This is a genomic window from Sorangium sp. So ce836, from assembly GCF_028553905.1.
Classification (GTDB): domain Bacteria; phylum Myxococcota_A; class Polyangia; order Polyangiales; family Polyangiaceae; genus Sorangium; species Sorangium cellulosum_D.
This window is the reverse complement of sequence record NZ_CP102233.1, coordinates 1,318,738-1,344,659: the sequence shown is the minus strand read 5'-3', so window position 1 is coordinate 1,344,659 and position 25,922 is coordinate 1,318,738. Positions and strand designations below refer to the sequence as shown.

The window sequence follows — 25,922 nt, the reverse complement described above, 5'->3', positions numbered from 1 at the left end:
GCCAGGCGGCCTGTCGACCCGGTAGCGCGTGCGGGTCGAACCGCGGTCAGTAGGGCGCGTCGCCGATGATCGCCGTGCGCTCCATCCTGCGCACCGCAGGCCAGTAATCCTGGACGGCATAATGCTGGGTGCAGCGGTTGTCCCAGATCGCGACGCTGTTCTTCCTCCAACGAAAGCGGACCTGATACTCGGGGATCGCCGCCTGGCTGATCAGGTAGCTCAGGAGGTGGCTCGCCCCGGGCGTGAAATCCTGACCGACGCGCACGTTGTCCGGCGTGTGGAAGTTGACGAAGTGCGTGGTGAAGGCGTTGACGAACAGGACCTTCTCGCCGGTCTCCGGATGGGTGCGCACGACGGGGTGCTCCGCGTCGGGATAGCTGGCCCTGAGCGCGCGGCGCTTCTCCATCGACATCGTGCCGCCGAAGGTGGCCTCGAGGCTGTGCCTCGCGCGGAGCCCGGCGATCCGCTGCTTGATGCGCTCGGGCAGGCGGTCGTACGCCTCGACCATGTTGACCCAGACGGTGTCGCCGCCGACCTCCGGCGTCGCGACGCAGCGCAGGACGCAGGCCATCGGCGGCGCCTCGCGCCAGGTCGCGTCGCAGTGATACGAGTTCTCGTAATGCTCCGGTGGGCTGTCCAGATCCTTGTAGATGCGCACCAGCCCCGGATGATCGGGATCGCTGCCGGCGACGGGGTGGTCCTCGAGCTCGCCCCAGCGCCTCGCGAAGGCGACATGATCCGCGCGCGTGATGTCCTGGTCGCGCAGGAACAGGACCCGGTGCTTCAACAAGAGCGCCCTGATCTCCGCGAAGAGCGCGTCGTCGCGCGCGGCGTCGGCCAGGGTGACGCCGCCGAGCTCGGCGCCGATGGTGCAGGTGAGCGGCTCGACCTGGATGGATCCGCGCGCCGGTGCGCGGGCGGCGGCCGATCCGGTGGATGCAGAGCTGGTCATTGGGTCCTCCGAGTTCCGCTTGCGTCAGCGCGGTGATCGACAGGCGATCTCATGCCTCAAACGACGAAGATCGAGGATCCGGTCGTCCTGCGCGACTCCAGATCACGGTGCGCCTGGGCCGCGTCCTCCAGCCTGTAGCGCTGGTTGATGTCGATCCGGATCCGCCCCGCGGCGACGTGGCCGAACAGCTCGCCCGCGAGCTCGTCCTTCTCCGCGGGATCGGCGATGTAGTCTGCGAGCGCTGGGCGCGTGACGAACACCGACCCCTTGGCCGCGAGCTGCGCCACGTCGAGCGGCGGGACCGGGCCCGAGGCCGTGCCCATGCACACGAGCAGCCCGCGCCGCCTCAGCGAGGCGAGCGAGCCGGCGAACGTGTCCTTGCCGATGCCGTCGTAGACGACCGACACGCCGGCCCCGCCGGTCAGCTCGCGCACGCGCCTCGCCACGTCCTCGCGGCCGGAATGAATGACGTGATCGCAGCCGTGGGCGCGCGCGATCTCCCCCTTGGCGTCGGTCGACACCGTGCCGATCACCACGAGGTCGAGGAGCTTCGCCCACTGCGAGACGATCAGGCCCACGCCGCCCGCCGCCGCGTGCAGCAAGATGCTGTCGCCGGCCTTGAGGGGCCAGATGCGGCGCATCAGGTAAGCCGACGTGAGGCCCCGCATGGTCATCGCCGCGGCCGTCTCGCAGCCGATGCCGTCCGGCAGCCGGATCAGCGGCGCCGCCGGCAGGATCCGCTCGGTGCAGTATGCGCCGAGCGTATCGAGGAAGCCGGTGTACGTCACCCGGTCGCCCGGCGCGACGTTCGTGACGCCCTCGCCGACCGCCTCCACCACGCCGGCGGCCTCCACCCCGATGCCGCTGGGGAGCGGTACGGGATAGAGCCCGCTGCGAAAATACGAGTCGGCGAAGTTGAGCCCGACGGCGACGTGCCGGACCCGGGCCTGGCCGGGACCCGGGCTGCCGACGGCGGCCTCCTCCCAGCAGAGGACCTCCGGCCCGCCGGTCTTGTGGAAGCGGACTGCGTGTTCCATCGAGCTCCCCCCGGATCTCGCCCCGGCGCTAGGCCGCCACGCGCAGCGGCACCCCTCGCTCGCCCGCCTTGCGGCTCGGCGCATAGCCGAGCTTCGCGAGCGTCTCGTCGGCGCTCCGGTACGTCTCGCCGATCTTGTAGATGCGGCGGGCCTCCTTGCCGTCGGCGAGCTCGCGGCCGAGCTCGCGCGCGATGCGGACGGTCTGCTCGATCTGCTGCACGGAGGTCATGCGCTGGCCCTTGCGTCCCCAGAGCGTGTCCTCGATGCCGCAGCGGGCGTGCAGCCCCATCGCGATCGCCATCGAGTTGATCGGCAACACGTTCCGCATGAGGGTCTCCAGCGTCAGGCAGGCGCCGTCGGGCACGCGTCGGATGAACTCCATCATGTTGTAAGGGTTCGGCCCGTCGAACCCGCCGCCGATGGCGACCCACGTGACGTTGAGCGGCCCGGCGTAGGCACCGCGGCGGATCAGGCGCTCCACGGTCTCGAGCTGGGGGATGTTGGCGAGCTGGAAGTGAGGCTGGATCCCCGCCGCCGAGAGCCGCCTCAGGTGCTCCTCGACCCAGGCCGGGCCGGCCGGCACGGTCATCTCGCGGTATGCCTCGTGGACGTCCGGCCGCGCGAACGAGCTGCCGGCGACGTCGTCCTCGCTCATCAGCTCGACGACGTTCATCTGCGTGGTGTTGATCGCGATCGTGACCTGGTCGGGCTTCGGCGAGAGCTCGGCCAGCCTGTGGCGCGTGTCATCGCTCAGCCATTTGGCCTGCTCCCCTCCGCTCTCCGGGGAGAAGGAGATCGATCCGCCGACCTGCAGGATCATGTCGGGCACCGCGTCGCGCAGGCGCGCCAGCAGCTCGTTGAACGTGGACAGCCGCTTGGAGCCCTTGCCGTCCGGCTCGCGCGCGTGCACGTGCAGCACGGTGGCGCCCGCGTTGTAGCAATCCACCGCCTTCTGGACCTGTCCCGCCATCGTCACCGCGATGTCTTCCGGGAAATCGGCCGGCTCCCACTCCGGCCCGTACGGCGCCACCGTGATGACGAGCTTCTCTTGATTCTCGGGGAAGAGAGAATCGTCCAGAAAATTCATGTGGACTCCTCGCTTCAGGTCGCCGTCGAGCCGGGCGGTGCGGAGGTCGTGCGCGTCGGCGCGCCCGAGCACGCCAGTGAAGTCCTCCCTGGTCTCTGGCCTCTGCGAACGCAAGGGCGCCGCTGTCAGGGGCGGCTCGGCCGCCACGCGTCGTCGGCGGAGTACCTGGCGATGAGATCGTGAAGCGGGCGATCGTGCTCGCGCAGCTCCGCGCGGGTGTCGATCTCGTCGTGGATCCCGTTCCCCGGGATCGACTCGATGCAGCCAGGCTACAGGCGATCACCGCGACCAACGCGCATCGTCCACGCATGCTCGCGATGGTACACGAGCCCAGGAGACGCCCGCAGAGCCGCTGATCTCGCTGCTCCCACAGGTTCCGGCCAAGACGGACGCGCGCGAGAGCGCAGGGACACGACCGACGGGACATCGTTATGCCTCGGCCCGGCGAGGGCGACTGAGGTAGTGTGGATGGCCGCCCGTGACGGGCTCCAAGCCCATCGCTGCCGCGGAGAGGGATCATGGAACGTTCCGTCTACATCACCAGCACTGGCGCCTTCTTGCCTGGCAAGCCGGTCCCCAACGACGAGATGGAGCAGTACATCGGCAAGATCGACGACAGGCGCTCCCGGCTCGGGCGCCTCGTCCTCCGGCAAAACGGCATCAAGACACGTCATTATGCGGTGACGCCGGACGGGGTGCACCTCCATACCGGCGCAGACATGGCGGCTCGCGCGATCCGGGACGCGCTCTCCCGCAGCGAGATCGCCGCGGAGCGGCTCTCTTTCCTGGCGGCGGCCACCACGCAGGGCGACCTCCTCGTCCCCGGCTTTGCCAGCGCGGTCCACGGCGAGCTCGGCCTGCGGCCCATGGAGATCGCCAGCTTCCAGAGCGTCTGTGCCAGCAGCATGATGGCGTTCAAGTCCGCCTACCTCCAGCTCAAGGCGGGCGAGCACGACTGCGGCGTGGCCTGCGCCGCCGAGCTCTCCAGCCGCTTCTTCCGGCCCGGCTTCTATGCCGGTCGGGAGCACGAAGACGAGGGCTCCTCCGCCTTGATGGAGACCGAGTTCCTCCGCTGGACCCTCTCCGACGGGGCCGGCGCCTGGCTCCTGGAGACCCGGCCGAACGAGGGGCGCCGCTCGCTGCGGGTGGACTGGATCGATCTCTGCTCGTACGCCGATCGCTTCGACCCCTGCATGTACGCGGGCACCGCCAAAAACCGGGCGGGCGAGAGGAAGCCCTGGAGTCACTACGACAGCCCTGCGCTCGCAGCGCAGCAGGGCGCCGTCGTCCTCAAGCAGGACTTCGATCTGCTGTACCGCATGTTCCCCGTCTGGGCGAAGCACTACCTCGAGCTCGTGGATCGGCGACGGCTGAGGCCCGGCGCCATCGACCACTTCCTCGCGCACTACTCGTCCCACTCGCTCCGCGGGGAGATGGTCAAGCTGCTCGCGAAGACCGGCGCGATGGTGCCCGAAGCTCGCTGGTTCACGAACCTCTATTCCGAGGGGAACACGGGGGCCGCGTCCATTCTCCTCATGCTGCACCGGCTGATCGAGGAGCGGGATCTGCAGCCGGGCCAGCAGGTCCTCGGCTTCATCCCGGAGAGCGGCCGCTGCGTCATCGCCTTCATGCTGCTCACCGTCGTCTGACCCGCCGTCATCCCCAGGGAGGTTCCGCATGCTTCCGGAGCGCACATCGCCTCGAGACGAAGATTCACCGCAAGCCGTCCTGCGCGGGCTGTCGTCCATCTGGCTGGATTTCGAGTCGCAGGTGCATCATATCCCGATCGTGCGGCGCGTGCTCGAGCGTCGGATTCGCCTCGCCGATTACCACGAGCTCCTGCTGAACCACCGGGCGCAGGTCATGAACGGCGCGCTCTGGATCGCGCGCGCCGCCTCCAGCGTCGGCCACGAGTTCGCCGAGCTGCGCTCGCGCTTCATCCGCCACGCGGCCGCGGAGCACCGCGATTACCTGATGCTGGAGCAGGACTACCTGAAGAGCGGCGGCGACCCGGCCGGGCTCGCGCGGCACGAGCTGAACATCGGCAGCGAGGCCCTGTCTGCCTGGATCTTCCACCGCGCCGATCAGCCGAACCCCTTCGACCTCCTCGGCGCCATGTACATCATCGAAGGCCTCGGCAAGCGGGTGGCGGCCCAGTGGGCCGAGCATGTGCGGTCCGCGCTCCGCCTGGAGGCGCAGGCCGTCACTTTCTATCTCTATCACGCGAAGGCCGACGAAGATCACCTGGGCGAGCTGGAAGAGGCGCTCCGCTGCGGCATCTTGAACCTCCCGGGGATGGCGCCGAGGATCCTCAAGACCGCCCGGGTCACCGCGCGGCTCTACCGCCTCCAGCTCGAGGAGATCGGGAGCTATTGACATGGATTTTCAAGACTTTTTCAGGAAGATGAAGCACGACCCCAAAGATCCCGATCCGTGGCTGGCCTTGTACCTGGACCGGTCCTTGCCGATCGACGACAACGCCAAGGCCGCCCTCCTGAAGAGCCAGCGCAGCTTCACGCGCAGGGTCGTGATGCCGATCGTCAAGCCGTTCGCCCGCCTGTCGATCTCCGGGATCAAGCTCATGAAGATCCTCGTCCCGGCGAGCTGGCAATCTCCGTGGTTGTTGCATCGGTCCATTTACTGGGGCCTGCGGCTCTTCGTCGCCCCGGAGGCCAATTACCTCATCCTGCGCCACTTCACGATCGGCACGGAGATCTTGAAGTTCATCGAGGACAACGTCCCGGGCGTCGACATCGAGACGACCACGCCGCTGAGGACCAGGAGGCTGGAGGACCTGCTGGACAACACGTTCACGGTCCACGATCTGACGTTCTACAACTTCATCATCGAGCTGAACGCGAAGCTCCGCGCAGAGGGGCGTGAGATCGAGCCCCGGCGAGAGATCGACTACTCCGCCATCACCGATGACGACGCGAGCCTGGACGACCTCCCGGACACCTGGCTGAACGTCGTCGACCTGCAGACCGCCATCGAGATCTACACGCCGCTCTATGCGCTGTTCCTGTCCGACCACCATTTCTGGCGGGCGAGCAACTCGCTGCAGCTCGACGAGATCATCGCGCTCTACGTCGGCAAGATCCTGAATGACCCGCTGCCCGTCGCCCTGGTGCACAACCATCATCCGATGGTGCCCAGCTCGACGCTCGAGGCCGGCTTCCGGTTGATGCTGCATGGCCTCGACTCCGAGACCCTGCACGGACACCTGAGGAAGCTGAAGGCAGCAGCGAAGAGCGGGGCCGCGCGGGGAGCCCTCGCGCCGTGACGCTCTCCTGAACCCTCCTCCTGGAACCGATCCGCCCTGCTGGCGGGCCAGGATACATCCAGCGCAGTCCGGCCGGCGGCAGCCGCCCGCCGCCGCTGCGACCCGCGTCGCCGCCGCCCCGCAGCCGCCGCACGATGCGCTTGCCAGCGCAGCGGCTGGGAGGCTGGGAGTCTGGACGGCTCCTCCTTCATGCGTAAGAGAAGGATCGCACGCAGGCCATGAGAGACGTTTATACATAAAATGCACCCTCGCCATCCAATTCGCTCTGGCGCCTCGGAGACGCATCGCCGAGAAGGTTTTCTCCCGCGTCTGCGGCCCTGCGAGCGAGGTGATCCGCGAGATGCTGAAAATGCTGAAACCGCCAACCGAGCAACAGCCGGCCCGCACGCCCCGCGCACCGCGCGGCGGAAGGCGGAAGGCGGTACGTCGTGAAAGCAGGCGGAAACGCTGACGGGTCACGTCCCCTTGGCCCTGCCGCCGCGTTGTTTACGAGCTACTTCCTCCTGGCTGTGTTGGGTCTCCAGTGGGGGACGGTCCGCGGCGCCGCCTCCCCGGTGTTTCCCGCCGCGGGGGTCGCGCTCGCCGGGCTCCTCCTCGGGGGCCTGCGGCTGTGGCCGGCGGTGTTCGCCGGAACGATGGCCGCGTTCCTCCTGGAAGCGCCGCCCCTCCCGCTGTGGGTAAAGGCCGCCCTTGCGTCCGGGAACACGCTGGCAGCCCTGGGCGGCGCATGGGCGCTGCGCCGCGCTCGCCTGCGGCCGGCGCTCACGCGCCTGGCCGACGTGCTCGTCGTCTGCGCCGCCGCCCTGGGCAGCTCGGCCATCGCCGCCACTGCAGGGACGTTCGCGCTGGCCGGCGCGTTCGACCAGGGCTTCAGGCAGGCGCTCGTAACATGGCTCAACTGGTGGGTCGGCGACGTGACGGGGGTGATCGTGATGACGCCCCTCGTGCTGAGCTGGGCGCGTGGCGAGCCGGTCGGCCGGGACCGGGGGCGGTGGCTGCACCTCGCGCTGTGCACGGCGGCTGCCTGGGCCCTGGCCCGGCTGAGCTTCGGGCCTGAATCCTCCCGCATCGTCCGTCCATGGCTGATCTTTCCCGCCCTGACCTGGGCGGCATTGACGTGGGGCGTTCGTGGCGCGACGGCGGCAATGCTCCCGGTCGCGGTCGTCGCGATCCAGGCCACGACCGAGGGGCACGGGCCGTTCGGCACCCCCGCGGGGCTTCAGTTCGCGCTGCTCCAGGAGTTCATCGGCGCTACCACCGTGACCACGCTGGTGCTGGCCGTCGTCGCCGACGAGCGACGCAACAGCGAGGCGTTGCGCAGGAACGAGGAGCGGCTGCGGCGAGCTAGCCGCGCCGGGCGGATCGGCCTGTGGGAGTTCAACATCGACAGCGGAGCGGCAGCCTGGACGCCCGAGGCCTGGGCGCTCTTCGAGGGGTGCTGTCCGGGGAGCGGCCGGGTGGACTACGCGCGCTGGCTTGAGACCATCCATCCCGAGGACCGCGCGGCCGTCGTCCGCACGGTCGACCAGGCGATAGAGCAGGCTCGATCCAGGCTGTCCGAAGCCCATTACAAGGATGAGTACCGCGTCCTGCACGCCGACGGCACCGTCCTGTGGGTGGCGTCGACCGGCGCCTTCGAGCGCGCGGGGAACGAGCTCGTGATGCTCGGGGTCGTCCGGGATATCACCGAGCGCAAGCACGCCGAGGAGGCGCTGCGGGAGAACGAGGCGCGGCTGCGCCTGGCGCTGCGCGCCGGGCAGACCGGCGTGTGGGATTGGGATGTCGTCACCGGCCGCGTCGTCTGGTCCGACGAGGTGTGCGGCATCTTCGGGATCCCGCCTGGCACGTTCGAGGGGACGCTCGAGGCGTTCGAGCGGCGGATTTACCCCGACGACCGGATGCGGGTCCGGGCGGAGGCGCAAACGGCCATCAAGGGGCGGACGAGCTATGCGATCGAGTTCCGCGTCGTCCGCCCCGACGGGCAGATCCGCTGGGTCACGGACTTCGGCACCGTCGAGCGCGACGAGGCCGGACAGCCTCGTTCCATGATCGGCATGGTCACCGACATCACGGAGAAGCGAGCGGCCGCGGACGCGATACGCGAGAGCGAGGAGCGATTCCGCAACATCGCCGACAACTCCCCCGTGATGATATGGGTGACCGGGCCCGACGCCTGCTGCGCCTACCTCAACAAGGTCTGGTCCGACTTCACGGGGCAGGCTCAGGCCGCCGGCCTCGGGTTCGGTTGGCTCGACACGCTTCATCCGGAGGACGCCGAGCGCTCGGCGAGCGTCTTCCGCGCCGCCACCGCCAGGCGGGAGCCGTTCCGCCTCGACTACCGCCTCCGCCGCCATGACGGGCAGTACCGGTGGTGCATCGACGCGGCGGTCCCCCGGTTCAGCCCGAGCGGCGAGTTTCTCGGTTATGTCGGCTCGGTGATCGATATCACCGACCGCAAGCAGGCCGAGGAGGAGCGGGCGCGCCTGCTCGAGGTCGAGCAGGCCGCGCGCAGCGAGGCCGAGCGGGCGAACCGGCTGAAGGACGAGTTCCTCTCGACGGTCAGCCACGAGCTGCGCACCCCGCTCACCGCCATCCTCGGCTGGTCGCACCTCCTGCGCCGTCGGTCGAGCTGCGAGGACGAGGACCTCCGCAAGGGACTCGCGGTCATCGACCGCAACGCCCGCGCGCAGGCGCAGCTCATCGAGGACCTGCTCGACATGGGCCGCATCACGTCTGGCAAGCTCCGTCTGGACGTGCAGCCTCTGGACCTGCACGACGTGGTCGGCGCGGCCGTTTCGTCCATCGCGCCCTCGGCGGAGGCGAAAGCGATCCAGCTCGAAAAAATCTCGAGTCCCGCCGTGGGCGTGACGCGCGGCGATCCGAGCCGGCTGCAACAGGTGGTGTGGAACCTCCTGAGCAATTCCATCAAGTTCACCCCGGAGGGCGGGAGTGTGCAGGTGAAGGTCTCCCGCGCCGGCAATCACGTCGAAATCACCGTCTCGGACACCGGGGAAGGCATCGAGCCCGAGTTCCTCCCCTACGTCTTCGAGCGTTTCCGCCAGGCCGACGCCTCGACGACTCGGCGGCACGGCGGGCTGGGCCTGGGGCTCGCCATCGTGAAGCACTTGGTCGAGCTCCACGGCGGCACCGTGCGGGCGACGAGCGCCGGCGTGGGAAAGGGCACGACCTTCACCGTGGAGCTCCCGCTCGGCGTCGCCCACGCCCCGGCGGAGGGCGGCACGGACGGGCGCGAGGTCGATGCCCGGGCGAGCGTCGATGACATCTGCGAGCTCTCCGACCTGAGCGGCATCTCGGTGCTCTTCGTGGACGATGCCCTGGATACCCGCGACATGGTCAGGACCTTCGTCGAAGAACGCAAGGCGCGCGTCAGGCTCGCAGGATCAGGGGAAGAGGCGCTGAGACTGATCGAGCTGGAGAGGCCGGACGTGCTCGTGAGCGATATCGGGATGCGCGGGATGGATGGCTACGAGCTCATCCGCCGGGTGCGGGCGCTGCCGCGGGAGCGCGGCGGGGACGTGCCGGCCGTGGCGCTCACCGCGTACGCCGGAAACGAGGACCGCACCAGAGCGCTGCTCGCCGGGTTCCAGACGCACCTTGCGAAGCCGATCCAGCCGACGGAGCTCCTGATGGCCATCGGGGTACTGGCAGCGCGCGGAGAGAGAAAGGGGCGGCCGCAGGCGGTCGACGGGGGGCCGCGCTTGCCCTAGAAGCGCACGGCGAGGCTCAGGCCTCCGCGGGCATGGGGAACCAGAACACCGAGCCCACGAGCAGACCGCGCCGCCTCAGCTCCTCACGCTGCGGCCTGTGACAAGTCACGGTGCAACCCGTGACTTGTCACGCCGCGACCCGTGACAGGTAACGGCGAATCCGCCCGCATTTCCGCCTCGGCAGTGCCTTTTCCGCACGGAGCGTGATGGCCGGACGACCAGGCCATTGCTGAACCTGGCACGAGGCGTGCGACGACCTCCGGGCAGCGGTCGAGGAGGGCCGTCGTTCACGACGACCGCGAGGCATCGGGCCTCCGCGCATTGGGCCTCCGGACGATGAGCGCCCCGGCAGAGCTGGCAGCCAACGCGCAGGCGACACGGCTGCCACGAGCCCGAGCCGCGTCGATCGTTCGTCCACGTTCTCGCGGATCTTTGAAGCCGAGCTCGAACCGATTCCAGGAGCTCGCCAGCTCCGGCCATGGGGGCCCGAGCGGCACGGTCCAGGCTGCAGAAGTAAGGATGGAAGTGACGGGATGATTCAGCTGGTCAAGCATGACACTGGGACAGGGACGGGACAGCCTTCGAACCCACAGGATTCGAGCTCTCCGGGGCTGCCGGCGGCGCGCGCCAAGGACCGCTTGCTAGGGAGGTTGCTCGCTGGCTGCGCGGTGATTGGGTCGCTGTTCTTCGCCTATGAGCTCGGCGCCCGGGCGACGCTCCCAGGGCGCGAGCGGCAGCACGACGACAGCCCGTCGCGGCAAGGCTCGATCGCTCCGAACGCCGCCCCGGGAGCGGAGGACCTCGCGCAGCACGCCCGCGCTGATGAGCACGCCGCCGGGGCTGCCTCGCCGCCCGTCCGGCTCGTCGAGCCGGGGCCGCCTTCGAGCGAGCCCGCCGCGCCGCCCAGGGAGCCGTCGCCGCGCGAGCACCGAGATCGTGTCTTGCGTGAGCTGCGGGCTTCGGGCCCGGACCACCGCTTGTTCGCGCCCGCGTCGGCCGTCGTCGGCGCGTGGACGAGCAAGCTCGCGCAGCTGGGGGCCCCGGGGGCGTTCGAGCCGCTGGAGTGCTACGCGAAGGGCTGCTCCGTGACGGTCGTCCACGCGTCCGCGGTGAAAGCGGAGGAGGCCACCGAGGTCATCACCCGGACCCGCGAGTTCAGCGGCTGGCAGGCCGGCAAGATGCGCAGCGGCTTGATCGAGCACGACGGCGATCGGGTGGAGGTCACCTGGATCCTCGACGCGCCACCGCCGGACAGCCCCGTGCTTCCGGAGGAGCTGCCTCGGGACAACCTCGACGAGCTTGTGGAGCGCGGCTCTGGTCGATGAGGGCTGCGCTGCCGCGGCGCGGCGTGGAGCCTTGATCGGCTCGACGTCGACGTGAACGGAGAAGAGAGGAGGACGGTATGAAACACAAGGTACGAATAGGGGCGCTGGCATTCTGCGCGATCGGCCTGGTCACGGTCGGGGCGCACGCGCAATACGTTTACACTCGAGGTCCGAACCACGTCAACATGAGCGGCAGCCGCTGCCGCGCCGCGTTCGCTTACGATCAAGAACACCTATCGCAGAGGGACGGGGACGCGGACCGTGAGCTGCTACGCCGCGATGCGCGCCTCCGATAACTCGGTTTACTACAGCGCCGCGGTCTCGGATACCGGCGGCTCCGGCGTCGCTCGGATCGACCTGGCGGGGTCGACGAGCGGCGGTGGCCAGTGGGCGGGCGGTACGGGCGACGGCACCACGCTGGAGGCCCATGAGGATACCGTCGTGAAGGGCCTGGAGTTCGTGTGCTCGGTGCCCGGACAAACGGCGATCCTCGGTTACAAGGCCAAGCTCTGCCAGCTCACGGGTGACTGCACTCACGGAGTGGGCGATCCAGAGGATGACACCACCATATCGACCACCGCCGGGAACTACGTTCAGACGAGCGGCATCGAATGTTCGCCGGCGGGCACGGAAGGTACGATCGCAAGCGTCTATCGGCACGGGTACGGGGCCACGAACCTCGGGAGCTCTCCCGTCGACATCTTCTGCCCGATCGCTCCACCCTCGGACGACAGTCGGGAGCATAATCGCAGCGTCAGAGACACGACGGTCTACTACTCGGATCTCTACAACACAAGTGGCTCGAACTCGAACTCCTGCGTGGGCGGCGCGACTTGCCCGAGCTGCCGGCTCATGTGGTACGATAGGGATGGGATCATGCAAGATACCGGCGCACTTTCGAAGATTGCCGGCGTTCGTAAGTTGTACCAGGGAGCCGCCGCGGAGCTTATCGGTAAAGAGCTACAGTTCGGGGTGATGTGCCGGGTGCCGCCGGGGTTGACGATCGAAGGGATCACCTCTCTCGTGACCGTGAGTGATATCTCAGGCGGAATTTGATCGTCGTGGATCCTGCTGTCGAAGAGGAAGCCGGTGACGAGCCCCGAGCCTACGGTTCGCTCGAAAGGAGAGGTCGTATCTTCATCGTCAGGAGGGGGATGATCTCCCGGACCTTGGGGAGCTGGGTTCGATGCGCCGGGAAGACGAGGTGCACCGGGATGGGGCCGCTCGACCACTCCGGGAGGACCTGAGCGACCTCTCCGCGGCCGAGGGATCCCCGGATGAAGCTCTCGGGGACGAAGCCGATCCCCTCGTGGGCCTTCATCAGCTCTTCGATCGCCGCGAACGAGTTCGCGCTCGTGGTGATCCTTGCTTTTATTTTTGCCTTCAGGCCCGAAGCCGTCTGCAGGCTCCAGGCGGCTTCGGAGCCGGCCTTGTCCGGGCCGAGGAAGCCCAGGCACGAGTGCGCGCGCAGATCCGCTGGACCGGTGATCCGGGCGGACCGCCGCAGGTATTTCGGGCTCGCCGCCAGGATCAAACGGCCGAGGCCCAGCCTCTTCGCCTTGAGGCTCGAGTCCCTCAGGTGGCCTCCGCGGATCGCGACGTCGATCCGGTCGCGATGAAAATGCGCGAGCTCGTTCGAGAACATGATCTCGACGCTCATCTGCGGAAACCTCTTCCGGTACTCGGCCACGGCCTCGGCGATCTCCAGCGGCGCGAACTCCGCGGGACAAGCGAGGCGCAACGTCCCGCTCGGCTGCGCCTGCGCCCCGGAGGTCTCATCGAACGCGTCGACGAGCTGACGGACCGCCGGCGCGCTCTTGTTGAAGTACTCCTCGCCCGCGTCGGTCAGCCGCAGGCTCCGCGTCGTCCGCGTGAGCAAGCTCACGCCCAGGACCTTCTCCAGGGCGGCGACCCGGTCGCTCACCGTCGAGGAGGGCATCTCCAGGCGCCTCGCGGCCTCCGTGAAGGACCCCGCGGTGACGACCTCGACGAAGATCCTCGTGGCATTCAGGTCCCAGCTCATTATCCGTAGCCCCGGATAGACTATCCGGATTATCCGGCATAGTCAAACCACCCGTCGCGACGGACAATGAGGCCAACGGGAGACGACACATGAAGAAGATCTTGGCGCCCGAGGCCCTGAAGCAGCTCTTCACCGAGGCGCGCTCGCATCACGACTGGACCGAGCAGGACGTGACCGAGGACGACCTGAAGGCCATTTACGAATTGTTCAAATGGGGCCCCACGTCGGTGAACTCGATGCCGGCCCGCTTCCTCAACATCCGCTCGAAAGAGGCGAAGGAGAAGCTCTACCCCGCGCTGATGGAGTCGAACCGGCGTCAGGTCGAGCGCGCCCCCGCGACGATCGTCATCGCCTACGACGAGAGGTTCTACGAGCGGCTCGACGAGCTGTGGCCCGCGTACGACGTCAAGCCGTACTTCACGTCGAACCTCCAGCTGAGCTACGAGACGGCTTTCCGGAACAGCTCGCTGCAAGGGGCTTACCTCATGCTTGCCGCGCGAGCGCTCGGGTTCGACGTCGGTCCGCTCTCCGGATTCGACAACGCGCTCGTCGACGAGGCCTTCTTCAAGGGCACCTCGCTGCGATCGAACTTCATCTGCATGGTCGGCTATGGGAAGCCGGAAGGGCTCTTCCCGCGCGGCCCCCGGCTCGGCTACGAGACGTCCGTGAAGACGGTTTGAAATGGCTCCCAGGCCGTTCGGACGCCCCGGGTCGTCGCCACGCGGCGCCGGCGGTCGCGCGGCTCCCGCGCCGCGCGCCAGGCCCGCCGGCAGAGGCTACCGCGACGGCGCGAGATCCGGCGGCGGGGGCGGCGGCGCCGCGCCCTTCGCGGGCCGCGGGGCCGGCGCGGGCGGTGGAGCCATCCACCACTGCGACTCCCGCGGCGACGGGGTCGGCGGCGGCGCGTCCAAGAGCTGCAGCTCGCGCAGCTCGGGCGCGGTGAGCTGCCGCGTGCTGCCGTGCCCGGACAGCGTGGTCGCCGTGGCGGCCGCGTAGGCCTCGGCCTGCTCGAGGACCCGCACGAAGTTCCCGCCCAGCAGGCTGAGGATGTCCCCCTCCGAGTAGCCGCGGCGGAGGAGCTCCAGCGTGATGCCCGTGAGCCCGTCGGCGCCGGCGCTCCCCGCCTGGAGCGCCTCGCCCCCGCCGAAGACCGAGCCGACGGCGACGTGATCGATCCCCGCGATCTTCACCAGGTAATCGATATGGTCCGCGATCCGCGAGGGCGGCGGCGGCGTCATCGGCGCTTCCTGAGCCCTGAGCTTCTCGATCTCCTCGCGGAGCGCCGTCGCGTCGCCCTGGAGCCGCTCGCCGAGCTCCTTGAGGTGCGCCCCGTGCTTCTGCACGAAGCGCTCGGACTGCTCCGCATAGGTCGCGTCGAGGAAGAGCGCCCAGGCGTTCACCAGCACGACGCCGCCGTTCTCCGCGACGGCGCGCAGCATGTAGTCGTCGAGGTTGCGCCGGAGGTGGCCGGCGGCAGGCATCGTGGACGACGTGATGACCGGCGCCTTGGCCACCTTCATGACGTCCTGGAACGTGTCGTCCGACGCGTGCGAGAGGTCGACGAGCATGCCGATCCGCTGCATCTCGCGCACCACGGTCTCGCCGAAGGAGGAGAGGCCGCGGTGGCGGGCGAGCCCGGGCTCGAGGGGTCCTCCCGCGGAGTCCGCCCAGCTGTTCGTGGTGGTGTGCGTGAGCGCCATGGTGCGGACGCCGAGGCGGTAGAACGAGCGCAGCGCCGGCAGCGAGTTCTCGATGGCGTGCCCGCCGTCGATGCCGAGGAGCGCGGCGATCCGGCCCTCACGCTTGGCGCGGCGCACGTCCCGCGCGCTCCGCGCGAGCAGCAGCGCCTCGCGGTGGCGCTCGATCTGCCGGTGGGTCGCGTCGATGAGATCGAGCGCGCGGCGCGCGGCGCCGCCGCCGAACGAGGCCTGCGCCGAGGGCGCGCCGACGTGGATCGAGAAGAACGCGCCGGCGGCGCCCGACGCCTTCATCCCGGCGAGCTCCTCGGCCGTCGCCTCGTGGTCCGGGCTCGCCCGGCGAAGCGCGCCGCCGAGGAGCGGCGACGGCACGCTGCTGTGGCCGTCGAGGAGGGTCGCCTTGGCGAGCAGCCGTGTGGCCCGCTGCTCCGGCGTCTCGGGCCCCACCGGGCTCTCCACGACCTCGGGCGCGGGCTCGGTCCACGGCCCGACCTCGTTCCCGGCCATCGCGAAGGGATCGGGCGACTCCGCGGGTGCTCGAGGAGGAACGCAGGCCGCGAGCGACGCGGCGGCGAGGAGCGCGAGGGAAAGGCGTGTGCGCATGATCGGAGCGTATCACGCGATCTCAGCGGTAGGGCAGACCGCGCGGCGGCCGGATCGTGCCCCTGGTCCCCGATTCAGCGGCGCCCGACGGCGTCGTAGGCGCGGCGTCCGAGTGGGTTCGGATGCCCCTTCGACCCACGAAGAAGCACCTGACAGGAGAGTATTGCGTCCCTGCCGGCCCGCGCCGCGGGCCTCGCTTGACGTCCTCGAATCGCTCTGCTCTTTCCCGCGCTGGCATCCCAGCCAGCCCTCGAGCAAGAAGCCGGGATGCTCCGACCGATCACGGGCTACCACAAGGACGACGCGGACGACTGGGTGGCCGAGCTGAGCTGCGGTCACGGCCAGCACGTCCGGCACAAGCCCCCCTTCGTCGTGCGCCCGTGGGTGCTCACCGCCGAGGGCCGCGCCTCGATGCTCGGCACCGAGCTCGATTGCGTGCGCTGCGATCGGCTCGACATGCCGGGCGGGCTGGTCGCCTACAAGCGGACCGCGGAGTTCGACGAGGGCACGATCCCCGGCGGGCTCCGGAAGAACCACGCGACAAAGCCCGGGGTGTGGGGGGTGATCCACGTGGTCTCGGGGCAGCTCCGCTACCGCGTCGAGTGGCCCACGCGGCGAGAGCTCCTGCTCACCCCGGAGACCCCCGGGATCGTCGCGCCGGAGGTGCTGCACCACGTCGAGCCCGAAGGTCCGGTCAGGTTCTTCGTGGAGTTTCACGCGAAGGGCGCGTGACCAGGATCGATCAGGAGACCTCATGTCGCTCAGGCAGCGCGATTACCTCCTCCGCATGATCGAGCAGCTCGCCGAGGCCATCGGCCGGATCGCCGGGCTCCGGCGCGCCGGCCAGCTCGACGAGGCGGAGCTGCTCGTCCGCGCCACCGCGGACGGGCTCTTCGGCCCGATGCGGGACATGCTCGACCGGGTCGACGCCGCGGGCGCGGCCACCCTGCTCGGCGATCCCGAGAAGATCGGCGCGTACGCGGCGCTCTGCGCGGAGCAGGCGGAGATCCTCGAGCTCCGGGGCCGGGCCGCGCAGGCGCTCGCGGAGCAGAGGCGCGCGCTCGAGCTCCACCTCGAGGCGATGAGCCGCGCGCCCGAGGGCAGCCCCCGCGCCGAGGAGGCCGCTCGCGCGCTCCTCGGCCGGGTGGACGCCGCGCGCCTGTCCGAGCGGTACCGCGCCCTCGCCGCGAGGCTCGGCTGACCGGGACGCGGGCGCGCGCGCCGCGCCGCCTGCCGGCTTGCCATGACGCCGGCGTGAGCCCATGAGACGCGGAGCCGCCGTGGAACCGATCACCTCGTCCGCCAGCTTCGCCGCGCTCGGCATCGGGCCTGCCCTCCTCGGCGTGCTCGCCGAGCTCGGCTACGAAGAGCCCACCCCGATCCAGCGCGAGGCGATCCCGCACCTCCTCGGCGGGCGCGACCTGCTCGGGCAGGCCGCCACCGGCACCGGGAAGACGGCCGCGTTCGCGCTGCCGCTGCTCCAGCGGCTGGAGATCGGCAGCGCGCCGCCCGGCCGCCCCGTGGCCCTCGTGCTCGTGCCGACCCGCGAGCTCGCCATGCAGGTGGCCGAGGCGATGCACCGCTACGGCCGCCGGCTGGGCGTGCAGGTGCTGTCGGTCTACGGCGGCCAGCCGTTCGGGCAGCAGCTGCGCGCGCTCCGGCGCGGGGTCCACGTCGTCGTGGCGACGCCGGGCCGCGCGCTCGACCACATCGGCCGCGGCACGCTCGCCCTCGACGGCATCCGCACCGTCGTGCTCGACGAGGCGGACGAGATGCTCGACATGGGCTTCGCCGAGGCGCTGGAGGAGATCCTCGCGGCCACGCCGGGCGAGCGGCAGACGGTGCTCTTCTCGGCGACGCTGCCGGCGCGGATCGCCGCGATCGCCGGCCGGCACCTGCGCGACCCGGTGCGGGTCAAGATCGCGGTCGAGAAGGCGGCCCCGGGCGAGCTCCCGCGCGTGCGCCAGACGGCGTATATCGTGCCGCGGGCGCACAAGCCCGCGGCCCTGACGCGGGTGCTCGACATGGAGGACCCGTCGTCGGCGATCCTCTTCTGCCGCACGCGCAACGAGGTGGACGAGCTGACCGAGGCGCTGCGCGCCCGCGGCTACGAGGCCCAGGCGCTCCACGGCGGCTTCTCGCAGGAGCACCGGGATCGCGTGATGGCGCGCTTCCGCGCCGGCGCGGCCGACCTGCTCGTCGCGACCGACGTGGCGGCGCGGGGGCTCGACATCGAGCACGTCTCGCACGTCATCAACTACGACGTCCCCTGCGCCGCCGAGGTGTACGTCCACCGCATCGGCCGCACGGGCCGCGCCGGCCGGGAGGGGGCGGCGATCACGCTGATCGAGCCGCGCGAGCACTACCTGCTCCGCAACGTCGAGCGGCTCACGGGCCAGCGCATCGAGGCCGCCACCCTCCCGACGGTGGCCGATCTGCGCGCCCGGCGCCTCGAGCTGACGCGGGCGTCGCTCCGGGAGGCGCTCCTCCAGGGCGGCGCCGAGCGGTTCCGGGTCGTGGTCGAGGGGCTCGCCGACGAGTTCGACGTGATGGACATCGCCGCGGCGGCGGTGCAGCTCGCGCACCGCGCGACGGAGGGGGATCGGGAGGAGGACAAGGCGGAGATCCCGTCGTTCCGGCCGCCGCCGCCCGCGCCGGAGCGCGCGCGCGACGACCGCGCGCGGCGCGCCCCGCCGGGGGCGCGCGGGCGGCCGGGAGAGGCCCCTGGGCGGCCGCGGCGCGGGGAGCGCGAGGAGCGGGAGGCCGACGGCAGCGTCGTGCGGGTCTACATCGGCGCGGGGCGCGCCGCGGGCATCCGGCCGGCGGATCTGGTCGGCGCGATCGCGAACGAGGCGTCGCTGAGCTCGCGCGACATCGGGGCCATCCAGATCGCGGACGGCTTCTCCGTGGTCGAGGTGCCGGCCGACGCGGCGGACAGCGTCATCGAGGCGCTGCGCGCCACCCGGCTCAAGGGGCGCAAGGTTCAGGTCCGCCGCGACCACCACGCCCCTCCGGCCCGGGCTGGAGGTCCGACGCGAGCCCCAGCGCCGCGAGCGCGCGGATGAACAGGAACGCGAGGTCGTGCTGCCCTGGCGCCATCCCGTAGCGGGCGGCGCGCGGGAAGGCGTGGTGGTTGTTGTGCCAGCCCTCGCCGAAGGTCAGGACCGCCACCCAGCCCACGTTGCGGCTCCCGTCGCGGGTCTCGAACGCGCGGCGGCCGAAGCGGGGCGCGTGGCAGACCGAGTTCACCAGGTAGGTCGCGTGCATCCAGCACACGAGCGGCAGGAAGAACACGAACGGCACCGCGCCCCAGCCCAGCGCGAGCCCCGCGAGCAGCACCGCCGCCGCCTGCGGCGCGAACCGCCACCGGAGGAGCCACCGGTAGTAGGGATCGCCGGCCAGATCGCGGCAGTACCGCTCCGGATCGCGGGGATCGGTCGAGCCGTCGTCGACGATCCACCCGAGGTGCGCGTACCAGAGGCCTCGCCGCGGCGAGTGGACGTCGCCCTCGCGATCGGTGTGCGCGTGGTGCCGCCGGTGCGTCGCCACCCACGCGATCGGGCTGCCCTGGCCGCTGATCATCGCCACCGACACGAGCGCGTACTCGACCCACCTCGGGCAGCGGAACGCGCGGTGCGAGAGCAGCCGGTGCAGGCCGACGATGGTGGACAGGTGGAGCGCCGTGTACAGCCCGGCCGCGAGGGCGACGAAGCTCGCGCGGATCGGCAGGAGCAGCCCGAGGACGGCCAGCGCGTGGACCAGGGCGAAGTAGGCGATCGCCGCGCCGCTCGCGCGGCCCCTCATGACGGCTCCCCTCCCCGCACGACCGCCGCCGGGCCGCTCCCCCGCCGCGGCCGGATCCGGGCGAGGCCGCGCGGATCCGCCCGGCAGGACGAGGCGTCGATGCGCTGCGGCTCGAGGCCGAGCTCCCGCATCCTCGCCGCGTCCCACGCCTCGATCGGGTCGCGCCCGGCGATGTAGCTGCGCGCGCGGTTGGCGAGCGGCGCGCGCAGGCTCATCACCTCGGGCGCCGACATCACGACGCACGCCTTGTAGCGGGGCAGGTCGCTCGTCATCAGCCGGCTCCACAGGTGGCGGCCCACGCTGCGCAGGCCGCCCAGGGCGCGGCTCAGGCGCTGGAAGTGCTCGATCGCCTCGGAGGCGTCCAGCCGGGTCGGCCGGTGACAGAGGGTGTACCCGTCGAGGTCCCGGCTGGTCACCCCGGGCAGGAGCCGCCCCTCGGCCGCCACCTGCGCGAAGAACGGCGTCTCCGGGTACGGACAGACGATCCCCAGGAACGTCGGGCACTGATCCCCGAGGTCGTGGAGGTATTCGGGCAGCCGCTCGAGGTACTCGTTGGTGTCCCCGTCCGCGCCCACGAGGAGCCCGAACGAGAGCACGATCCCGCTCGCCGAGGCCCGGTGCATCACCTCGCGGACCTCGCTCAGCTTGTTCTGGCCCTTGTTCATCGCGCTGATCGACTCGGGGTTCAGCGACTCCAGCCCGGTGTAGACGTAGCGGCACCCCGCGCGCCCCATGAGGCGCACCAGCTCCGGGTCGCGCAGCACGTTGAAGGTGAGCGCGCAGCCCCAGATCTTCTTGAGAGGGATCAGCGCCTCGCAGAGCTCCCGCAGGTAGCGGGGAGAGCCGCCCAGGTTGTTGTCGAGGAAGCTGAACGCGTCGCCGGTCACCCCCGGAATGCGCCGGTTGAAGATCATCCTGTCGCGGATGTCCCGGATCACGTGGTCGATCGGGCGGTATCGGTACTGCTCGTGCCCGGTCAGCACGCAGAAATTGCAGGAGAAGGGGCAGCCGCGCGACGCCTCGATGCCCGGCAGGCGAACGAGGTTGTTCCGGTAATCGATCAGATCGTAGCGGTAGGTGGGGATCCGGTCCGGGGGCACCGGAGGGAGCGCGTAGACGGGCTGGAGCTCGTTCCGCTGGAAGTCGGCGATGAGGGCCGGGACGTTCGACTCCGGGTCGCCCGCGATCACCGCGTCGAAGTGCTGGAGCGCGTCCGCGCGGAAATGGCTCGCGTGCCGGCCGCCGGCCACGGTGGTGACGCCGCGCCGCCGGAGCAGCGCGGAGAGCACCTTTGTGTGCTCGTAATAGGCGTGCAGGTACGAAAAGAACACGAGGTCCCAGGGACGATCGAGGGGGATGTCCGTCTCCTTCTCGTTGTAGAGCTCGATCTCGGCGTCCGGCGGGCACAGGGCCGCGATGAGCTCGGGCACGGAGGACTGCATGATCGAGCGCTCCTTGCGGTGCAGGCGGCTCGGGTGGGTGTAGGTCGAGAGGATCGCGATGCGCATCGAGGGGGGCTCCTGAAGAAGCCGCCAAGAATAGGCCATGCGCCGCGCCGCGAGCAGCCCCGGGATCGCTGTCCGCTGGACCACCCAAGTCGCCCTCGATCTTCCCCGCGTCCCTGGCGGCCCTCTCCGTGGGTCGTTATAGTGGCGCCCTTCGACGGGGGGGCGTGACGATCCGTCGCAGCGAACGAGCTGCCGACGCCCTGATGGAGGTGAACGGATGCGGACCTATGTGCTCGGTCTCCAGGAGGTCGATCGAACGAAGGCCAAGGTGGTCGGGGGGAAGGGCGCGAACCTGGGGGAGGTCTCCAGGATCGAGGGGATCCGCGTGCCCGCTGGCTTTTGCGTCACGACCGAAGCCTTCCAGCGGATCATGGGAGAAGCGCCGTCGATCGGCGGGTTGCTCGATCGGTTGTCGTCGCTCGAGGTGGAGGACCGGGGCGGGATCCGGGAGCTCAGCGGCGAGCTGCGCCGGATCATCGAAGGGACGGCCATGCCCGAGGACCTGCGGGATGCGCTCACCCAGGCTCTCTCCAGGCTCGGCGCGGGCGACGCTTACGCCGTACGGTCCAGCGCGACGGCGGAGGATTTGCCGGGGGCCTCCTTCGCGGGCCAGCAGGATACGTACCTGAACGTCATCGGGACGCAGACGGTCCTGCAGCACGTCCGCCGGTGCTGGGCATCGCTCTTCACCGAGCGGGCGGTGACCTACCGGATCCAGCACGGCTTCGACCACCGCAAGGTCCACATGGCGGTGGTGGTGCAGAAGATGGTCCTCGCGCAGGCGGCCGGGATCTTGTTCACGGCCGATCCCGTCACGTCGAACCGGAAGGTGTCGTCGATCGAGGCTGGCTTCGGCCTGGGGGAGGCCCTGGTCTCCGGCCTGGCGAGCGCCGATCGCTACAAGGTGCGGGGCGGCCAGATCATCGAGAAGGCGATCGCCAAGAAGACGCTGGCCACGCGCGCCTTGAAGGAGGGCGGCACCGAAGAGCGGGCGATCGAGCCCGAGCGGCAGGGCGGCCAGGTGCTGACGGACGCGCAGATCCTGCGGCTCGAGCGCCTGGGCCGGCAGATCGAAGGGCATTTCGGCCACCCCCAGGACATCGAGTGGTGCCTGGTCGAGGAGGAGCTCCACGTCGTCCAGAGCCGGCCGATCACGACGCTGTATCCCATCCCCCGAGCAGGGGATCCAGGCAACCACGTCTACATCTCCGTCGGCCATCAACAGATGATGACCGACCCCATGAAGCCCCTCGGGCTGTCCTTGTTCCAGCTGTCCGCTACTGGCCATATGTACGCAGCGGGTGGCAGGCTGTTCGTCGATCCCACGAAGCAGCTGGCCTCACCGGCCAGCCGGGACGTCCTCATGAATGTCATAGGGCGCTCCGATCCGCTCATCAAGGACGCCCTCTCGACCCTCCTCGAGCGGGGAGACTTCATCGAGCCCTTGCCCGCCGATCCGACGGCCTCGCGCCCCGGCCAGGGCGAGCAAGGCACGTCGCCCTCGCGCTTCGACGCGCAGGTCGAGGACGACCCGGCGATCGTCACGGCGCTGATCGAGCGTGCCCAGGCCGCGCTCGAGGAGCTGAAGCGCGACATCCGGACCAAGACCGGAACGGCGTTGCTCGACTTCATCCTGGAGGACATCCAGCGAATGAAGAAGTCCTTGTTCGGTCCACCGAACATGGGCGCGATCATGGCGGCCATGAACGCTTCATGGTGGCTCAACGACAAGATGATGGAGTGGCTCGGCGAGAGGAACGCCGCGGACACGCTCTCCCAGTCCGTGTCGAACAACATCACGTCGGAGATGGGCCTGGAGCTCATGGACGTCGCCGACGTGATCCGCCCTTATCCGGACGTGGTCGCGTATCTGCAGAACGTGAAGCACGATGGCTTCCTGGATGAGCTGGTCGAGCTCGACGGTGGGCGGCGGGCCCGGGACGCCATCCTGGCGTACCTTCAGAAATACGGCATGCGATGCGCCGGGGAAATCGACATCACGAGGGCCCGCTGGAGCGAGGAGCCGACGACCCTGGTCCCCTTGATCGTGAGCAACATCAAGAACTTCGAGCCTCACGCCGGCAAGCGGAGGTTCGAGCAGGGGCGGCAGGAGGCCTTGCAGCGAGCGCAAGAGCTGCTCGACCGGTTGAGGCAGCTGCCGGATGGGGAGCAGAAGGCCAGCGAAGCCCAGCGGATGATCGGCCGGCTCCGGAGCTTCCTCGGTTATCGCGAGTATCCGAAGTACGCCATCGTCAATCGCTACTTCGTTTACAAGCAGGCCTTGCTGCGAGAAGCCGAGCGGCTCGTGCAGGCCAACGTGATCCACGACCTCGAAGACATCTACTATCTCACGTTCGACGAGCTCCGCGAGGTCGTGCGCACGCATCGGCTGGACGACCAGATCGTCAGCCAACGGAGAGCCGAACACGAGCTCCACAAGAAGATGACGCCGCCGCGCGTCATGACGTCCGACGGGGAAATCGTGTCAGGTGCGTACAAGCGAGCCGATCTCCCCGCCGGAGCCCTCGTCGGCCTACCGGTCTCCTCCGGCGTCGTCGAGGGGCGAGCCCGCGTCCTCATGGACATGGCCAATGCGGATCTGGAGGCGGGGGACATCCTGGTCACCGCCTTCACCGACCCGAGCTGGACGCCCGTGTTCGTGTCCATCAAGGGCCTGGTGACCGAGGTGGGGGGCATGATGACCCATGGCGCGGTGATCGCCCGGGAATACGGCTTGCCGGCCGTCGTCAGCGTGGAAAATGCGACCAAGTTGATCCGGGATGGGCAACGCATCCGCGTGAATGGATCGGACGGGGTTGTCGAGATCCTGACCTGAGGAAGGTGCGGCCTTCCGCTTGCTGGACGGGACCCCGGCCGGGCCAGCCCGACATGTAGGCGGGCCGCACGTGGTCGGCCAGACGCCCCCCACCGCACGCCCACCTGGGTCGCGGTCTCCGGGGTCGGACATCCAAACGCGATCCGAAGTCAAGCTCCTCGTTGCGGCCGTCCCGCCCACCGTACAGCCACGATGCACGCGCTGGTGTACATAGAGCCCTCTATGGGATCCAGTCCTCCTGGAAAAACAACGCTGTATCTACAAGCGAGCCATGCACCGGACGAGGCCGCCTTCACTCCACGGCCTGCGGAAGCGGCAGCTGCCCACCTGCGAAGCGTTGCCGCCGGCTGCCGGTGAATGTAAGAAGGGGGTGGGGTATTGGTGCGACAGCCGCAACCTGCCTCCGCCGTGTTTCTTGCCGCTAGGCTCTTGCTTGGTTTCGCCGCACACTCGTACAGTCAGGGGCCGTAGTTAACCTTCCGAGTAGCGTGAATACTGCGCCGAATATCTTACCCAGCGCCTCGGCCGAGCTCGGGCCCGGGTCCGTGTTGGGTCGTTACGAGCTGCTGCTGCCGATCGCAGCAGGCGGCATGGCCATGGTGTGGGCGGCGCGGCTGAAGGGGACGCGCGGCTTCCAGAAGATCGTCGCCGTAAAGACGATGCTGCCGAAGCTGTCCGAGGACGACCAGTTCGAGCGCATGTTCCTCCTGGAGGCGTCGCTCGCGTCCCAGATCCGCCACCCGCACGCCGTCGAGATCCTCGACCTCGGCGAGCAGGACGGCGTGCTGTTCCTGGCGATGGAGTGGATCGACGGCGTCCCGCTCAGCCAGGTGATGAAGGTCGCGAAGCGGCGGAGCGGCGTGCCGATCCCGATCGCCATGCGCATCGTGGCGCAGGCCTGCGCCGGCCTGCACGCCGCGCACGAGCTCAAGGACAACAGCGGCAAGCTCGTCGGCCTGGTGCACCGCGACATCTCCCCGCAGAACATCCTGGTCACGTACAACGGCATGGCCAAGGTGGTGGACTTCGGCGTGGCCAAGGCCACCGCGTTCAACGACAGCACCACGAAGGCCGGCCAGCTCAAGGGCAAGGTGAGCTACACGGCGCCCGAGCAGGTGCGCGGCGACGCGATCGACCGGCGCGTCGACGTGTTCGCGATGGGCATCGTGCTCTACGCGCTCACCACCGGCAAACACCCGTTCCGCAGGGAATCCGAGGGCGCGACGCTGTTCGCCATCTCGTCGCCGGACCCGGTGGTGGCGCCGCACACGTTCCAGCCCGACTACCCGCCGTTGCTCGAGGCCGTGCTGATGCGCGCGCTCGAAAAAGAGCGCGACCAGCGCTACGCCACGGCCAACGAGCTGCTGCGAGCGCTCGACAGGGCGCTGCCGCCGAACCAGCGAGCCACCGAGGACGACGTCGCCCATTTCATCCGCGAGCTGTTCGAGGAGGAGCACCAGCAAACGCGCGCGGCCCTCGCCGAAGCGCTGGAGCGCGCCGACCGCAATCCGCCGAGCGGCAACCTCGGCATCTCCGACGTGACCGGCACGAGCCACTCGGTGGTGAGCGCCTTCAACCCCGTCGACCCCCGCCGCGCAGCCCCGGGCGCGGCGGGAAGGGGCGCGCTCGACGACGAGCTCCCTCCGTTCGCGCGCTCCAGGAGCCGCGCGCCGCTCGCCGTCGTGATCCTCTGTCTCTTCGCCGCCGGCCTGCTCACCGTGCTGCTGCTCCGGAGCGCCGACGCACCAGCCCCTCTTCCTTCCGTCGCCGCGACCGCCGCCCCGGCGCCGGCGCTCCCCAAGACGGAGGCGCCGGCGCCTCCCCAGGCGGAGGCGCCCCCTGCGACCGAGGTCGGCGCGCCCCCGGGCGAGCCCTCTGCCTCCGCCTCGGCCAGCGCAGCGCCGGCGCCGCGCCCGGCATCACCCGCGAGCCCAGCGCCCCGCCGTCGGGACAAGCCCGCCGAGCAGGTCAAGTCGCCGAGCCCGGCGCCGACGTCCGCGCCGCCCAAGTCGTGGAAGCACGATCCGGGGTTCTGACGC

Annotated in this window: 19 protein-coding genes; 12 read left to right on the top strand and 7 right to left on the bottom strand. The window is 69.8% G+C overall.

The window, feature by feature from the left end:
- Positions 1-46 precede the first annotated feature (46 nt).
- The 3 genes from NQZ70_RS05030 to NQZ70_RS05020 form a co-directional block, all read right to left on the bottom strand.
- Entirely contained in the window at positions 47-895 is an 849-nt protein-coding gene (locus NQZ70_RS05030; protein WP_129581152.1) for a TauD/TfdA family dioxygenase, read from the bottom strand.
- Between the two features lie 113 nt (positions 896-1,008).
- Complete coding sequence (locus NQZ70_RS05025) at positions 1,009-1,989, bottom strand: quinone oxidoreductase (protein WP_129573196.1); 981 nt, start codon at positions 1,987-1,989, stop codon at positions 1,009-1,011.
- A 28-nt stretch (positions 1,990-2,017) separates the two neighbouring features.
- Positions 2,018-3,076, bottom strand: coding sequence for a 3-keto-5-aminohexanoate cleavage protein (locus NQZ70_RS05020; RefSeq protein WP_129581151.1), 1,059 nt, complete (start codon positions 3,074-3,076; stop codon positions 2,018-2,020).
- Between the two features lie 518 nt (positions 3,077-3,594).
- Between NQZ70_RS05020 and NQZ70_RS05015 the strand changes: the two genes are divergently transcribed.
- The 6 genes from NQZ70_RS05015 (at position 3,595) to NQZ70_RS04990 (ending at position 12,468) form a co-directional block, all read left to right on the top strand.
- Positions 3,595-4,725, top strand: coding sequence for a beta-ketoacyl-ACP synthase III (locus NQZ70_RS05015; RefSeq protein ID WP_129573195.1), 1,131 nt, complete (start codon positions 3,595-3,597; stop codon positions 4,723-4,725).
- Positions 4,726-4,846: 121 nt separating this feature from the next.
- On the top strand, positions 4,847-5,452 hold the full coding sequence (locus NQZ70_RS05010; RefSeq protein ID WP_207217746.1) for an iron-containing redox enzyme family protein: 606 nt from the start codon (positions 4,847-4,849) through the stop codon (positions 5,450-5,452).
- 1 nt (position 5,453) lies between these two features.
- Positions 5,454-6,359: a DUF6999 family protein gene (locus tag NQZ70_RS05005; RefSeq protein ID WP_129573193.1), complete on the top strand. Its 906-nt coding sequence runs from the start codon at positions 5,454-5,456 to the stop codon at positions 6,357-6,359.
- 482 nt (positions 6,360-6,841) lie between these two features.
- On the top strand, positions 6,842-10,087 hold the full coding sequence (locus NQZ70_RS05000; protein WP_165373790.1) for a PAS domain-containing protein: 3,246 nt from the start codon (positions 6,842-6,844) through the stop codon (positions 10,085-10,087).
- Between the two features lie 668 nt (positions 10,088-10,755).
- Positions 10,756-11,412: a hypothetical protein gene (locus NQZ70_RS04995; protein ID WP_129573191.1), complete on the top strand. Its 657-nt coding sequence runs from the start codon at positions 10,756-10,758 to the stop codon at positions 11,410-11,412.
- Between the two features lie 261 nt (positions 11,413-11,673).
- Positions 11,674-12,468 (top strand): hypothetical protein, encoded by a 795-nt coding sequence (locus NQZ70_RS04990; RefSeq protein ID WP_129573190.1) that lies wholly within the window; start codon positions 11,674-11,676, stop codon positions 12,466-12,468.
- A gap of 49 nt (positions 12,469-12,517) precedes the next feature.
- Here the strand turns inward: NQZ70_RS04990 and NQZ70_RS04985 are convergent, their stop codons facing one another.
- Positions 12,518-13,435, bottom strand: a complete 918-nt coding sequence (locus tag NQZ70_RS04985) for a LysR family transcriptional regulator (protein ID WP_129573189.1) — start codon at positions 13,433-13,435, stop codon at positions 12,518-12,520.
- An 89-nt stretch (positions 13,436-13,524) separates the two neighbouring features.
- On the opposite strand from NQZ70_RS04985, the gene NQZ70_RS04980 reads away from it, so the two are divergent.
- Positions 13,525-14,115, top strand: coding sequence for a malonic semialdehyde reductase (locus tag NQZ70_RS04980; RefSeq protein ID WP_129573188.1), 591 nt, complete (start codon positions 13,525-13,527; stop codon positions 14,113-14,115).
- A gap of 96 nt (positions 14,116-14,211) precedes the next feature.
- Here NQZ70_RS04980 and NQZ70_RS04975 read toward each other — a convergent pair whose 3' ends face one another.
- Positions 14,212-15,735 carry a dipeptidase gene (locus tag NQZ70_RS04975; RefSeq protein WP_129573187.1) on the bottom strand — a complete coding sequence of 508 codons (1,524 nt, stop codon included), beginning with the start codon at positions 15,733-15,735 and terminating at the stop codon, positions 14,212-14,214.
- A 267-nt stretch (positions 15,736-16,002) separates the two neighbouring features.
- Here NQZ70_RS04975 and NQZ70_RS04970 point away from each other — a divergent pair, with 267 nt between their 5' ends.
- From NQZ70_RS04970 to NQZ70_RS04960, 3 genes are all read left to right on the top strand, one after another.
- Positions 16,003-16,467: a DUF3565 domain-containing protein gene (locus tag NQZ70_RS04970; protein WP_129573186.1), complete on the top strand. Its 465-nt coding sequence runs from the start codon at positions 16,003-16,005 to the stop codon at positions 16,465-16,467.
- Positions 16,468-16,489: 22 nt separating this feature from the next.
- Positions 16,490-16,936 (top strand): hypothetical protein, encoded by a 447-nt coding sequence (locus NQZ70_RS04965; protein WP_129573185.1) that lies wholly within the window; start codon positions 16,490-16,492, stop codon positions 16,934-16,936.
- A gap of 61 nt (positions 16,937-16,997) precedes the next feature.
- Entirely contained in the window at positions 16,998-18,800 is a 1,803-nt protein-coding gene (locus NQZ70_RS04960) for a DEAD/DEAH box helicase (RefSeq protein ID WP_129573184.1), read from the top strand.
- Here the strand turns inward: NQZ70_RS04960 and NQZ70_RS04955 are convergent.
- On the bottom strand, positions 18,703-19,539 hold the full coding sequence (locus tag NQZ70_RS04955; protein ID WP_129573183.1) for an acyl-CoA desaturase: 837 nt from the start codon (positions 19,537-19,539) through the stop codon (positions 18,703-18,705). The genes NQZ70_RS04960 and NQZ70_RS04955 overlap by 98 nt on opposite strands.
- Positions 19,536-21,047 (bottom strand): radical SAM protein, encoded by a 1,512-nt coding sequence (locus NQZ70_RS04950; protein WP_129573182.1) that lies wholly within the window; start codon positions 21,045-21,047, stop codon positions 19,536-19,538. The genes NQZ70_RS04955 and NQZ70_RS04950 overlap by 4 nt, the downstream gene beginning before the upstream one ends.
- Positions 21,048-21,264: 217 nt before the next feature.
- Here NQZ70_RS04950 and rph point away from each other — a divergent pair, with 217 nt between their 5' ends.
- Together rph and NQZ70_RS04940 are read left to right on the top strand one after the other, a co-directional pair.
- Positions 21,265-23,883: a rifamycin-inactivating phosphotransferase gene (gene rph, locus NQZ70_RS04945; RefSeq protein ID WP_129573181.1), complete on the top strand. Its 2,619-nt coding sequence runs from the start codon at positions 21,265-21,267 to the stop codon at positions 23,881-23,883.
- Between the two features lie 545 nt (positions 23,884-24,428).
- Positions 24,429-25,919 (top strand): serine/threonine-protein kinase, encoded by a 1,491-nt coding sequence (locus NQZ70_RS04940; RefSeq protein WP_129573180.1) that lies wholly within the window; start codon positions 24,429-24,431, stop codon positions 25,917-25,919.
- The last annotated feature ends 3 nt before the right edge of the window (positions 25,920-25,922 follow it).